The sequence below is a fragment of the Curtobacterium sp. PvP017 genome (genome assembly GCF_054060195.1).
In genome coordinates this window covers 139,952-153,536 of sequence record NZ_JBSSCY010000005.1, presented here as the reverse complement: position 1 = coordinate 153,536, position 13,585 = coordinate 139,952, and the positions used below count along the sequence as shown (strand labels likewise).

Below are 13,585 nucleotides of genomic sequence, written 5' to 3'. Positions count from 1 at the left end.
GCCCCGGCATCGGCCCACGGCGCCGGTTCGATGCCACGATGGGTCCGAGGAGGTCCACTATGCGGCTGTTGGTGGTCGAGGACGACGACGAGATGCGTGCCCTGATGGAGCGCGGTCTCGCTGCCGAGGGGTACCGCGTGACGGCGGTGGAGAACGGGGTCGAGGCGCTCATCGCCCTCGGCGAGCAGGCGTTCGACCTGGCCGTCGTGGACGTCATGATGCCCGGCATGTCCGGGTTCGAGCTCGCACGCCGGATCCGCGAACGCGAGGACCCCGTGCGGATCCTGCTCGTCACCGCGCGCGACGCCGTGGACGACCGCGTGTTCGGGCTCGATGCCGGCGCCGACGACTACCTCACCAAGCCGTTCGCGTTCGCCGAGCTCACCGCCCGGCTCCGCGCCCTCGGTCGCCGCGAGTCCGCCGGGGCGCCGCGCACGATCGAGGTCGGCGACGTCTCGATCGACTCCGAGGCCCGCCGCATCTCGATCAAGGGTCAGCGCGTCGCCGTCAGCCCGACCGAGTTCGCGCTGCTCCGACTGCTGGCACGCTCCGCCGGCAGCGTGGTGGACCGTCCGAAGATCCTCGAGGAGGTCTGGGACGGCTCGCAGCACGTCGACCCGAACGTCGTCGAGCAGTACATCTCGTACCTCCGCAAGAAGCTGACCTCGCACGAGGCCACCGTGGCGATCGCCACCGTCCGCGGCCGCGGGTACCGCCTGGATCTGCTCGGGGCGTGAGCAGGGCGTCCGCTCGCCCCGATCCGGACCGCCCACGACGCGGTCTGGTCCGGCCCCTGCGCCTGCTGTCCCTGCGAGCACGGATCACGATCGGTTCGACGGCGATCGCGGCGGTCGTGATCGTGCTGCTGGTGCTGGTGATGCGGTTCCAGGTGGTCAGCGTCGTCGCCAGTGCGACCCGGACCCTGCTCGACGCCGACGCCGACCCGTACGTCGCCACGCTCGAGGTCGACAGCGACCCCGACCTGTCCCCACCGGGCAACGCCCAGCTCGTCGCCGTGGTCTCCCCGTCCGGCGACATCGTGCTGTCGACGATGCCCACCCGGGTGGAGAGCGCCCTCGGCAGCCTGACCTCGACCGCTGCCGGCACCTCGATCATCCGGGTGTCCGGGTCCGAGTACCGCGTGGTCGTCGAACACCCCGTGAACCAGGCCGGACGGTGGACGGTGGTCGCCGCCCGGAACTCGCAGGCCGAGGCGATCGTGGTCGACGACCTCACCTCGACGCTGTCGCTCACGGGCGTCGCGATCCTGCTGGCGTTCGGGATCGCGTCCTGGATCCTGGCGACCGCGGCGCTCCGCCCCGTCAACCGGATGCGCCGCGAAGCCGAGCGGCTGTCCGTCGCGCCCGAACGCGCCGAGCTGCCCGTCGGCCCCGCCCAGGACGAACTCGCGTCCCTCGCCACGACCCTCAACGCGTTCCTCGCCCGCACGCGGCAGGCCACCGAGCGAGAGCGGCAGATGGTGTCGGACGCCAGTCACGAGCTCCGCACCCCGCTCGCCATCCTCACCACGCAGCTCGACCTGGCATCGCTCGACGGTGACGACGCCGCTGCGCTGGCCGCCCACATCGAGCGCGCCAAGCACAGCGTCGCCCGCCTCTCGCGGCTGGCGAACGACCTGCTGGCGCTGTCGCGGATCGAGGAGTCCGAGCGACGGGAGCAGGACGGCGACCAGCGGCCGGAGACCGGCTGGTCCGACCTGGGCGACGAGGTCATGGCCGCCGTCGACCGGGTGCGACTCATCGCGTCGGCCAAGGACGTCACGGTCGACTTCGACCTCGAGGCCCCCGTGGCCGTCGGCGGCTCCGGGCCGGGCATCGGCGGCGGGACCCACGAGCCCCGCTACCGGTTGGACACCGGCGGCATGGCGCAGCTCGTGACGAACATCGCGGGCAACGCGGTGTCGGCGCTCCCCCGCGGTGGCGGCATCTTCGTGTCCTGGCGCAGCACCGGGGGCGAGGGCGTCCTGCAGATCACCGACGACGGCCCCGGTGTCCCCGAGTCGTTCATCCCGGTCGCGTTCGACCGGTTCACCCGACCGGACGAAGCCCGGAAGTCACGCCCGAGCCCCGATCCGGCCACCGGCGCGATCGCGCTGCCCGGCGGGTCCGGACTCGGGCTCGCGATCGTGCGCGCGGTGGCCGAGCGCGCCGGTGGCACGGCGTCGCTGCGGAACGTGCGCTCCGGTGGGCTCGAGGTCACGGTGCGACTGCCCGAGGTCGAGTAGCCGCGCCCGTTCCGCGCCCTTCACCTGCGACCACTCACTGGAAGTCCCGCGACCGCGTGCGCACGGACAGCGACAGGTGCTCGATCCGGTCCGCCACCAGGTTGACCACGCCGTCGGGCGACCGTTCGAGGATGCCCCGGACGATCACCGCCGGGGACTCGCGGGCGACCCGCCGGTAGCGTCCCCAGACGCCGACGCTGCAGATCACGTTGACCAGCCCGGTCTCGTCCTCGACGTTCAGGAACGTGATCCCCGACGCCGTCGCCGGACGCTGCCGGTGCGTGACGATCCCGCCGATCTCGACCCGCCGCCCCGTCTCGGCGGTCGCGGTGTCCTGCACGCTGAGCACCCGGCGGGCGGCGAGCCGGTCGCGCACGTGCCGCACGGGGTGGTCGTCGGTCGTCATCCCCGTCGACCACATGTCGGCGATCAGGACGTCGCCGCTCGTCATCTGCCCGAACAGCGGCGGCTGGACGACGACCTGCGTGTCCGGCAACTGGTCGGCGCGCTCCGCCGCAGCCTGGGCCGCCGACCACATCGCGCCGCGGCGGTCGATGTCGAACGGGGCGAAGGCGTCGGCCGCGGCGAGTGCCTCGAGCTGCGCCGTCGTCAGGCCCACCCGGCGGGCGAGGTCGGACATGTCGGTGAACGGGCCGTTCGCGTCGCGCTCGGCGACGATCTTCTCGGCGCTCTTCCGACTGAGCGAGGCGACCTCGGCCAGCCCGAGCCGGACCGCGAAGGCGCCGTCGCGGCGGTGCCTGGCGGTGTCGTCGGGCAGTGCCTTGTCGAAGGGCAGCACCGGCGGCTGCTCCGTGACCAGGCAGGCGTCGTCGCCGCACGGTGGCAGCACCTGGTCGTCGCCGAGCGGCTCGAGCGTCGCGTCGACGCCCGACCGCAGGATGTCCGGCCGGAGCACCTGGACGCCGTGCCGCCGGGCGTCGGCGACCAGGGTCTGCGGCGAGTAGAACCCCATCGGCTGCGCCCGGAGCAGCGCGGCCAGGAACGCCCCCGGGTAGTGCAGCCGCATCCAGGCACTCGCGTAGACGATCAGGGCGAAGCTGATCGAGTGGCTCTCCGCGAAGCCGAAGTTCGCGAACGCCTGGATCTTCGCGTAGATCGCGTCGGCGTCCTCGCCGTGGATGCCGTTGTCGGACATGCCGGCGTAGAGCTTGTCGCGCAGCCGGTCGATCTTCTCGTGGCCGCGCTTCGAGCCCATCGCCCGCCGCAGCAGGTCGGCGTCGTCGCCCGAGCAGTTGCCGACCGCGATCGCCATCTGCATGAGCTGCTCCTGGAACAGCGGCACCCCGAGGGTCCGTTCGAGCACCGGCTCGAGCGACGGGTGGATGTACGTGATCGGTTCCTCGCCGGTGCGCCGTCGGATGTACGGGTGCACGGCGCCGCCCTGGATCGGACCGGGGCGGACGAGGGCGACCTCGATCACCAGGTCGTAGAAGCGCCGCGGGAGCAGCCGGGGCAGCGTGCCCATCTGCGCGCGGGACTCCACCTGGAACACCCCGATCGTGTCCGCACGGCAGAGCTGGTCGTAGACGCCCTGTTCCTCCTTCGGCATGGAGTGCATCTCCCAGCGCTCCCCGCAGTGTTCCGCCGCCAGGTCGAACGAGTACTGCAGCGCCGCGAGCATGCCGAGGCCGAGCATGTCGAACTTCACGAGCCCCATGAAGGCGCAGTCGTCCTTGTCCCACTGCAGCACCGTGCGGCCGTCCATCCGCGCGTGCTCGATCGGCACGACCTCGCCCACCGGCCGGTCGGTGAGCACCATGCCACCCGAGTGGATCCCTAGGTGGCGCGGGAACCCCAGGACGTCGCTCGCCAACCCGACGACCGCCGGCGGGATGTCGTGGTCCTGGCTCTCGGTCACCGAGCCCCACCGTTCGACCTGCTTCGACCAGGCGTCCTGCTGCCCCGGGCTGTGGCCGAGGGCCTTCGCCATGTCGCGGACGGCGCCCTTCGGCCGGTACGTGATGACGTTCGCGACCTGGGCGGCGTTGTACCGGCCGTACTTCTCGTAGACGTACTGGATCACCTCTTCGCGGCGGTCCGAGTCGAAGTCGACGTCGATGTCGGGTTCCTCGTCACGCATCGCCGACAGGAACCGCTCGAACGGCAGACCGTAGCGGATCGAGTCCACCGCGGTGATCTCGAGCAGGTAGCAGACCGCGGAGTTCGCGGCGGAGCCCCGCCCCTGGCAGAGGATCCCCCGACCACGGGCGTACTGCACCATGTCGCGCACGATCAGGAAGTAGCCGGGGAAGTTCTTGTCCTCGATCACCGCCAGCTCGCGTTCGATGCGCTCGCGCTTCTGCGGGTCCACCCCGTCGGCGCTGCCCGGGTAGAGCCGGCGGGCTCCGGTCCAGGTGAGTTCCCGCAACCAGGACATCGCGGTGTGCCCGTCCGGCACGTCGAGGTCCGGCAGCCCGGGCTTGACCGTACGCAGCCGGAACCCGAGTTCGTCGGCCAGCGTGACGGTGTTCTCGATCGCTCCGGGGTAGCGCCCGAACCGCCGTGTCATCTCGACACCGGAACGCAGGTGCGCGGTGTCGGCGGCCGGCAGCCACCCGTCGATCTCGTCGAGACTGCGCCGGGCTCGGACCGCGGCCAGCGCCGTCGCCACCGGGAACCGGTCCGGGGTGGCGTAGTGGACGTTGCCGGTCGCGACCAGGGGCAGCGCGTACCGCTCGGCGAGGGTCGCGAGCACGTCGTTCCGTGCGCTGTCGAGCGGATCGCCGTGGTCGAGGAGCTCCACCACGACGTTGCCGCGGCCGAAGCGGTCGAGCAGCACGCGCAGGGCGGTCTCCGCCGCGGACTCCCCACCCTGCTCGAGCGCCTGTCGGACGGCGCCCTTCCGGCACCCGGTGAGCACCCGCCAGTGTCCGTCGGCCCGCGCCGCGAGCTCGTCGAGGTCGTAGCGCGGGCTGCCCTTCTCGGACCCGGCCGCGAGGTGCGCGCTCGTCACCGCGCCCGCGAGCCGGTGGTAGCCGTCCTGCCCGTCGGCGAGCAGGAGCAGGTGGGAGCCCTCGGGGTCGGGAACGCCGTTCTGCGGTTCGGTGAGTCCCAGCGAGAGCTCGGTGCCGTAGACGGTCCCGACCTGCGGGTACGCCTCGGCCACCTCGGCCATCCGGGCAGCACCGTAGAAGCCGTCGTGGTCGGTGAGGGCGAGGGCGTGCAGGCGCAGCCGTGCGGCTTCCTCGAACAGCTGCTCGGGCTGGCTCGCACCGTCGAGGAAGCTGAAGGCCGAGTGCGCGTGCAGCTCGGCGTACGGCACCACCGGAGGGCCGTCGTCCGTGGACGCCGGCGGATCCGTGGGGACGTACGGCTCGCGCTTCCGCGACCACGCCGGGCTGTCCCCGCCGTCGCCCGCGTTGCCCGATCCGGGGCTCCGCTTGTCCGACAGGGCGCGCTCGAACTGCGACCACGGGATGGGTGGGTTGCTGTAGCCCATCAGCTCCTGCTCCTGGATCGGTTCACGTGGCGATCGCCTCCGCCCACCACCGGTGGTCGGCCAGCACCAGGTACCAGGCACGGCCCTCGGCGTCGACGAGCTGCAGCCGGTGCAGCCGTCGACCGCCGGACTCCCACCACCGCACGACGAGCGGCCACGGACCGGCCCAGGCGGTGACGGGCGCGAACCCGCCGCCCCGGTCCCCCTCGGCGCGGAAGCCTTCGGGTGCGCCGGACAGCACGCCGCGGTCGTCGACGTCGACGCTCGCGCCGTCGCCGGAGACCACGTCGACGGGACGGGGACGCTCGAGGACGGTGGCGGGCGGCGGCCCGGGCAGCTTGCCGGGCCACGGTCGGTCGCGCACGGTGGCCAGGGCACGTTCGCCGCCGGGCGGGGCGTCGCCCCATGGCACGAGCACCACCCGCTCGGACAGGGTCCGACCACCACCGACGCGCGGGCTCACCACACCGTCGTGTCCGACCATGCCCTGGATCCGCGCCAGCCCGTGGTGCACGCGCTCGTCCGGCCCGGAGCCCCAGAGCCCGCGCTCGTGGTTCGCCATGTCGTCGACGGCGACCGGTTCGAGCACGACCGACGTGACCGGGGCCTCGAGCCCGGTCGGGTCGACCCCGCCGGCGAGCTGCCACCGCACCCGGTCGACGACGTCGGCGGCGTCGAACCAGCGGGGGTGCGCCCACGTGCGTTCGAGCAGGATGTCCCGCTCGTCGACGATCCCCACCCGGATGGTCGTCGCGACCAGCCCGGCAGCGCGGAGGCGTGCGGCGAAGTCGTCGGCGGAGCGCCGGAACGCGAACGCGATCTGGTCGGCGCGGTCGAGCGGGGGCTCGAAGGCGGCCTCGATCCGGAGTTCGGGCGGGATCGCGCGCGCCGAGATCTCCCGCGGGTCGCGGCCGCCCGCCAGCCGGTGCAGGAACGCCCCGGCGACCCCGAACCGGTCGCGGACCTGCTCGTCGCTGAGCGATGCGAACGCGCCCAGCGTGGTGATGCCGAGCCGGTCGAGGACGGTCGCGAGCTCGGGGTCGCCGAGCACACCGAGGGGCAGGTCCGCCAGGAAGTCCGACGAGCCGGAGACCGGCACGATCCGCACCCGTTCACCGGGACGCACCGGCCGGGCCCGTGCTGCCTGCTCCGCCGCGAACGGGGTGTCCGCCACACCGGCCCGCACCGCCGGGGCACCGTGGTCGGCCGCGATCCCCGCCAGGGTCGCCGCGGCTGCCCGCTCGCCGCCGTAGTACCGCGCCGGCCCCCGGGCACGCAGGGCGAGGGTGCCGGGCCGGAGCACCTCGACCCCGGGGACTGCCGCCTCGACCGCGCGGATGACGGGTTCGAACGCACGGTGGTCGAGCGCGTCGTCGTAGGGCTGCACGACGAGCTCCGGACAGCGCGCCTGCGCCTCGCGCACCCGGAGGCCCCGGACGACGCCGTGCTGCCGTGCGGACGCGGAGCTCGCGAACACCAGGCCCTTCGCGACCACGGCGAAGGGCTGCTCCGGCGGCGCACCGGCTGCGCGGGCTGCCGCGATCACCGGCCAGTCCGGGCACCAGAGCACGATGGTGCGGGTCGGTGGCGGCTCGGGCAGCGCACCGCCGCGGGCGATCGCGTCGGCCCGGACACGCCCCGGCGCGATCACGACGCCACCGCCGCGCACCACGACACCACGGCGATCACGACGCCACCGCCACGGGCCGCAGCACCCGGGTGTCGCCGGAGCCCACCTTCGGCACCGGGGCGGCTGCCCGGACCGAGCCGTCGGCCGCCGGCAGCAGCAGCTCGGTGCTCGTGGGGCGCACCGCACCCGCACGACCGGTCGCCGTGACGGTGGCGCGACGCTCGGTCAGGTGCCCGTGGCCCTGTCCGATGCCGCTCCACACCGACGACGTGATCCGCAGCGTGACGTCCGCGCCCGGCCAGGAGCCGAGCGCGACGAGGGCGCCACCGCGTTGCCGGAGCCGTGCCGACAGCCGGGCGACGTCACCCGGCACGACCCGGCCGAGCGGTCGGGTGAGGACGATCTGGGCGACGTCGGCCATCGCCGCGGTCACCGCGAGCCACTGGTCGCCCGGGTCGGGGACGAGCACGAGCCGCTCGAGGTCGATGCCCGCGGCGGCGGCCGCCTCGATCCCGAAGGACGGCACCCCGATGACCGCGCACCACGCACCGGACGCCGAGGCAGCCTGCAGCATGGTGATCGCGAGCAGCACCGACTCGGGGACGGCGTAGGTGCCGCCGACCCGGATCGCCCCGCCGGGCAACAGGGGCTCGAGGGCGGAGGCGGTCGGGAGCCCCGCGGTGTCGACGCGGGTGGACTCCATGTCGGTGACCCGGGACCGCAGGGACGTGATGCGGTCGAGCGCCGCCCGGGCGTCGCCGAGGTGGTCGGCGGCTCCGGCGCCACGCGCAGCACCCCCACGCGCAGCACCGCTCCGCCCGACCCGGTCCGGGCCGGGCGACCGGAGTGCCGCCGCCGTCTGCATGCCCTCATATTCGAACATGTGTTCGATGATGTCAATCGCGTCCGACATCGGTGGACAATCCGATCGAAGACGTGTTCGGTCAGCTCACCACCGGGCCACCGCACCCACCGCCCCGAGCACCGACCGCGTCTTCGTCACGACCTCGTCCGCCTCGTCCGCCGCCACCGACGACCACGTCACCGCTCCCCCGGCCCCGAGCGTCCGCGACCGGACCCGACCCGAGGCGTCCACCACCGTCACCAGTGTCCGGATCACCACCGACAGGTCGACCGCTCCACTCGCCGAGAAGTACCCGATCACGCCCGAGTACACCCCGCGCGGCACTCCCTCGAGCCGGTCGGCGATCGCCATCGCGCTGGTCTTCGGCGCCCCGGTCATCGACCCCGGAGGGAACGCCGCCCGCACCACGTCCGCTCGTGACGTCCCCGACGGCAGCACGGCACCGATCGTGGACACCATCTGGTGCACGCTCGCGTAGGTCTCGACCGCGCACAGCCGGTCGACGTGCACCGACCCGGGGACCGCTGTCCGCAGCAGGTCGTTCCGCAGCAGGTCGACGATCATCACGTTCTCGGCACGGTCCTTGGCGCTCAGCGCGAGTTCGGCCCGCACGGCCGCGTCGGCGGCAGCGTCGGCGAGGCGGCGCCGCGTGCCCTTGATCGGCTCCGCGAGCACGCTCCCGTCCGCGTCGATCCGCAGGAACCGCTCCGGCGACCGGCTCGCCACGCGCAGCGTGCCGAGCCGCAGGTACGCACCGAACGGGACCGGGTCCGACGCCCGCATCCGCATGTAGTCGTACAGGTGCGGGTCGTCCAGGTGCGGATCACTGCCGGGGCCGACCCGGGCCTCCCGGTCCCCGCCCGGCACGGAGAAGGAGGTGGTGAGGCAGACCTGGAACGCGTTCCCCTCGCGGATCTCGGCGCGGCACGCGTCGACCGCGCGTTCGTGGTCGGCACGCGACACGCGTCCGACCGCTGACGACACCCCGGCCGGGAGGCCCGTGGCCGCGTCCGCCACGGCGGCCTGCGACGGAACCCCGGTCACCGTCTCGAGCCACACCCGGTTCCGCGCGCTGGCCGCCGGTTCGGTGTCGGCGACGAGCGTCAGCGCCCAGGCACCGCCGGTGTGGTCGAGGACCACGGCGCGGTCCACGAACCGCAGGTCGGCGTCGGCGTGGCCGTCGGCGGTGCGGTCCGGGCCGTCGGACTCGCGACCGAGCTCGTACCCGAGGAACCCGACCCAGCCGAGCGCGAAGCCGCAGCCGACGATCGGCTCGGGCAGGGGCGGCGTCCGGTCCAGCAGCTCCGCCAGCACGGCGAAGGCCGGACGGCCATCGGTGGACGACGGACCGAACCACCCGGCGGCGGGCGCGGCGACGTCGACGGACGCCTGCCGGTCCTCGTGCCGGAACCGCGCTCGGAACGGCCCGTCCGTCCATGCCAGGACCGACCACCGCGCGCGTGCTCGAGCGGTGTCCGGCGCGCCGTCCGGCAACGCGGAGTCGAGCCACACCAGGTCGCCGCCGGCCTGTGCGGCCAGCACGCCGAGGTCGGGGGCCGGGTCGAGCCGACGGACCTCGATGCGCACGCCGGCCGACGGACCGGTCAGATCGCGGAGATCGTCCATGCGGCGGCGTGGGACGCACCCGGGGCGAGCACCACGAGACCACGGTCGACCCCGTCGTTGAACGCGTCGGGCGCGCACGTCATCGGTTCGACCGCCAGCCCGGCGCGGTGGTACTCGGGGACCACGTGGTCGGCCGTGTGCACCTGCGCCCACGGGCACTCCGGCCCGAAGGCCACGCGGACACCACGGCCGTCCGCGGCGGTCAGCGCGATGGTCGCGGTCCCGTCGGCGTCGCGGTCGAAGCCCGTGAAGGCGTGGTCGATGAACCGGTCGCCGATGAGCGTGGGTGTGCGCAGGTCGAACTCGTCGTGCACGGGGACCAGGTCGGTCGGGACGAGCCGGTCCGGGGTGACCTCGAGCACTTCGGCCGCGGGCAGGGTGAGGGTCCAGTCGTCGACCGTGCCGGTGCCCGCGACCAGGTACGGGTGCGGGCCGGTCCCCCACGGGGCGTCGTCGGCACCGGAGTTCGTGCCGGTGATCGTCGTGTGCAGCCCGGTGGTGTCGAGCCGGTACTCGACCAGCACCTCGACGCGGTACGGGTAGCCCGCCTGGGCCTGCACGGTGGTGGTGAGTGCGACGCGGTCGGGCTCCTGGGCATCGACCCGGAAGTCGGTCCAGGCGACCAGTCCGTGCAGGGCGTGGTGCCGTGCCGGCTCGGTGAGCGCGAGCTCGTGGTCGACGCCCCCGAAGGTGTACTCGCCGTCGACGACGCGGTTCGGCCACGGGGCGAGGACCGCACCGCGGAAGGCCGGGCGGACCTCGTCGGCGTCGAACGGCACGACCAGGTCGCGGCCCTCGTGGCGGAGCGTCCGCAGCGTCGCTCCGACCGTGGCGATGTCGGCCGTGTACCCGGCGGCGGAGATCGTCAGCGGGGTCCCGGACAGCGGCGCATCGTTGCTCATGCGCTCAGCGTATCGGGCGCGTGCGGCCACACGCACCACGAGGAAACCCCCGCCGTTCCGGGGAACGACGGGGGTTGAGGGTGGATCTGAGGGGACTCGAACCCCTGACCCCCTGCATGCCATGCAGGTGCGCTACCAGCTGCGCCACAGACCCAGATGTCTTGCTTTCGTGCTGTCCGGTTCCCCGGAGGCACCATAGAAGCGTACACCATGCGAACGCCGGGCAACGAAATCGAAGCCGTCACCCGGGCGCGTCGCTGATCAGGCGGTGTGGTCCACCGGGAGCTCGAGCGGGATGGTCGGGCAGTCGGCCCAGAGACGCTCGAGCGAGTAGTACTGGCGGTCTTCGTCGTGGAAGACGTGCACCACGATGTCGCCGACGTCGATGAGGACCCAGCGGCCCTCGCTCCGGCCTTCGCGGCGGAGGGTCTTGGCGCCGAGCTCGAGGAGGCGCTCCTCGACCGCATCGGCGATGGACTGCACGTTGCGCTCGTTCCGACCGGTTGCGAGCAGGAACACGTCCGTGAGCTGCAACGGCCCGGTCACATCGAGCGCGACGAGGTCCTCGGCCTGCTTGGCGTCGGCCGCGAGAGCGGCGGCCTGCACGAGTTCCAGTGCGCGAGTGGAGGCGGTCACGGATTCCTTCCGGTCGTCGACCCGGCAGGGAGCCGGATCGCTTGGTGGGTCACGATCATAAGCCACCCCGCCGACAGCGGCCAGGCCAGGGGCGGCGGGGTGGTGCACGACGGACGTCGGGGAGGGCGGCGGTCAGCCGCCCATGTGGGTGGTGAGGAGGGCGGTGATGATGACACCGGCCGCTGCCAGTCCGACCGCACCCACCGTGACACCGAGGATGAGCGGCGTGCGCGACTCCTTCGGCTTCGCGGCGGCGAGGACGACCTGGCGGGTCGAGGTGTGGCTGGACACGGCACGGCTGGCGCGCACCGGGCTGGCGTCGGTCTCCGGCTGCTCGTCGTGCTGCTCGAGCAGGCGGTCGACCTCGGCGCCGTCGATCGGCCGGTGCGACCCGGTCGACGAGAGCGACGCGGGCAGGTCGATCGATCCGGTGAGGATCACCTCGCCCGTCGCGTTCAGCGCACCGGTCGGGTCGGCGAGGGCCGAGTTCGGCAGGATGATCGCGTTGGTGTCGGTGACCGCGATCCGGCGGGTGCCGGTCGAGTCGTCGTGCACCTCGGCGTCGTTCGAGCCGTGCGCCTGCTGCGACCAGTGCCCGACGGGCGGCTCGAAGGCCGTCGTCACGGGCTTCGGCTCGGACGGCCGCTGGAAGGACGCGGGGACCTTCGGGGGCTCGGTCCGTGCGGGTTCCGGGATCGGGACCTCGTTGGTGTCGTCGTCCTCTGGGTCGAGGGACAGCGGGAACACCGCCGGGGTCGACGGCGCGCCGTCCGGGATCCCCGGGAGCGGCGTGGCCGAGGGGTGCTCGAGCGGGGCGACGTCGGCCGGTGTCTCCGCGTCGGTCTGCGCCTCGTCGGCGCCCGTCTCGTCAGAGCCCGTCTCGTCGATGCCCGTCTGGTCGGTGTTCGACTGGTCGCTGGGCGTCCCTGCGGCAACCTCGTCCGTGGACCCAGCTGCGGGCTGTGCGTCGGAAGCGTCGTCGGCGGGCGGTGACCAGGTCGACCGGTGGCGCCGGGGCTCCTCGGCGTGCGCAGCGGCTTCGTCGAGCGGCTCGAGGGCGTCGGGCGACCCGTCGGCCTCGGTGGCCTGGGCGACCGCAGCCTCGTCGAGGACCGTGGGGCCCTCGGGACCGGACGGCTCGTCCGCGGCGCGCGGCGCCGAGGTCGGCTCGATGGTGTCGACGGAGCCGAGGACGTCCTCGACGGTGCGGTCGGAGGACTGCGGCGTCGGGTTCTGCAGCGGTACCGGCAGGACCGCCTGGTTCTCGGCGGCGCGCTGCTGGCGGATCTGGCGGCGGGTCAGACCACCGCTGCCGGGGATGATCTCGGTCGCGGAGGCCGGCGGGAACGGCGACACCCCGGCCGCGGGCACGGAGGTCACCGGCACGGAGGGCGCCGAGGCCGGCGTGCCCGTCGCGGCGGATGCCGGGGCAGCGGACTGGGTCGGACCGCCGGGAGCGGGTGCCACGTGCGAACCGGGCCGAGGACGGGGTTCCGTCGACTCGGCGGGTGCGGCGACGGTCGGTGGCGGCGTCGCGGGCTGCGAACCGGCTGCTGCGGCACGCTCCCGCTCGCGCGCCTGGCGCCGCGACAGGGGCGGCTGCGCGTCGGACGAACTCATGCAACGCTCCGATACAGGTGGTGCTTGGAGATGTACTGGACGACCCCGTCGGGGACCAGGTACCAGACGGGGGAACCACGTCTCACCCGGTCGCGGCAGTCGGTCGACGAGATGGCCAGTGCGGGGACTTCGAGCAAGCTTACGTCTCGCTCGGGGAGTCCACTGATGCTCAGGTCGTGTCCCGGACGCGTCACAGCGACGAAGTGCGCGAGGTCCCAAAGACCATCATGGTCTTTCCAGTCGACAATCTGCTGAACGGCGTCTGCGCCCGAGATGAAGACGAGCTGCGCGTCGGGCCGCTGTTCGTGCAGGTCGCGGAGCGTGTCGACCGTGTACGTCGGGCCGGGGCGGTCGATGTCGACGCGGCTCACCGTGAACATCGGGTTCGATGCGGTCGCGATGACCGTCATCAGGTAGCGGTGCTCGGCATCCGTGACGCCGGACTTCATGTACGGCTGCCCCGTGGGGACGAACACGACCTCGTCGAGGTCGAACGCCCGAGCCACCTCGGACGCCGCGACGAGGTGACCGTGGTGGATGGGGTCGAACGTGCCGCCCATCACCCCGATGCGCGGTCGTCCGGTGCTCTCGAGCATCGAGT

General features: G+C 73.2%; 10 protein-coding genes and 1 tRNA gene. 2 read left to right on the top strand and 9 right to left on the bottom strand.

The genetic code is table 11. The annotated features are described in order from the left end of the window. Nucleotides 1-59: 59 nt before the first annotated feature. Both ACVKXF_RS11725 and ACVKXF_RS11720 read left to right on the top strand, forming a co-directional pair. A complete protein-coding gene (locus tag ACVKXF_RS11725) occupies nucleotides 60-737 on the top strand; it encodes a response regulator transcription factor (protein ID WP_123313488.1) in 678 nt (225 codons plus the stop codon). Continuing rightward, nucleotides 734-2,245, top strand: coding sequence for a sensor histidine kinase (locus tag ACVKXF_RS11720; protein ID WP_340196181.1), 1,512 nt, complete (start codon nucleotides 734-736; stop codon nucleotides 2,243-2,245). Before ACVKXF_RS11725 ends, ACVKXF_RS11720 begins: the two co-directional genes overlap by 4 nt. 34 nt (nucleotides 2,246-2,279) lie before the next feature. On the opposite strand, the gene ACVKXF_RS11715 is transcribed toward ACVKXF_RS11720, so the two are convergent. From ACVKXF_RS11715 to nadD, 9 genes are all read right to left on the bottom strand, one after another. Beyond that, the gene (locus ACVKXF_RS11715; protein ID WP_456795808.1) at nucleotides 2,280-5,705 is read right to left on the bottom strand and encodes an error-prone DNA polymerase; all 3,426 of its coding nucleotides are present in this window, start codon (nucleotides 5,703-5,705) and stop codon (nucleotides 2,280-2,282) included. Nucleotides 5,706-5,727: 22 nt separating this feature from the next. Next, the gene (locus tag ACVKXF_RS11710) at nucleotides 5,728-7,377 is read right to left on the bottom strand and encodes a DNA polymerase Y family protein (protein ID WP_340196179.1); all 1,650 of its coding nucleotides are present in this window, start codon (nucleotides 7,375-7,377) and stop codon (nucleotides 5,728-5,730) included. 13 nt (nucleotides 7,378-7,390) lie between these two features. After that, nucleotides 7,391-8,218 (bottom strand): hypothetical protein, encoded by an 828-nt coding sequence (locus ACVKXF_RS11705; protein WP_456795807.1) that lies wholly within the window; start codon nucleotides 8,216-8,218, stop codon nucleotides 7,391-7,393. A 66-nt stretch (nucleotides 8,219-8,284) separates the two neighbouring features. Next, a complete protein-coding gene (locus tag ACVKXF_RS11700) occupies nucleotides 8,285-9,826 on the bottom strand; it encodes an anthranilate synthase component I family protein (RefSeq protein WP_456795806.1) in 1,542 nt (513 codons plus the stop codon). Continuing rightward, on the bottom strand, nucleotides 9,805-10,728 hold the full coding sequence (locus ACVKXF_RS11695; RefSeq protein WP_456795805.1) for an aldose 1-epimerase family protein: 924 nt from the start codon (nucleotides 10,726-10,728) through the stop codon (nucleotides 9,805-9,807). The genes ACVKXF_RS11700 and ACVKXF_RS11695 overlap by 22 nt, the downstream gene beginning before the upstream one ends. 81 nt (nucleotides 10,729-10,809) lie before the next feature. Then, a tRNA-Ala gene (locus ACVKXF_RS11690) sits at nucleotides 10,810-10,882 on the bottom strand. Between the two features lie 107 nt (nucleotides 10,883-10,989). Further along, a complete protein-coding gene (rsfS, locus tag ACVKXF_RS11685) occupies nucleotides 10,990-11,364 on the bottom strand; it encodes a ribosome silencing factor (RefSeq protein ID WP_111084542.1) in 375 nt (124 codons plus the stop codon). A gap of 132 nt (nucleotides 11,365-11,496) precedes the next feature. Continuing rightward, nucleotides 11,497-12,984, bottom strand: a complete 1,488-nt coding sequence (locus tag ACVKXF_RS11680) for a hypothetical protein (RefSeq protein WP_456795804.1) — start codon at nucleotides 12,982-12,984, stop codon at nucleotides 11,497-11,499. Further along, nucleotides 12,981-13,580 carry a nicotinate-nucleotide adenylyltransferase gene (nadD, locus tag ACVKXF_RS11675; protein WP_111084540.1) on the bottom strand — a complete coding sequence of 200 codons (600 nt, stop codon included), beginning with the start codon at nucleotides 13,578-13,580 and terminating at the stop codon, nucleotides 12,981-12,983. Before nadD ends, ACVKXF_RS11680 begins: the two co-directional genes overlap by 4 nt. Between the last annotated feature and the right edge of the window lie 5 nt (nucleotides 13,581-13,585).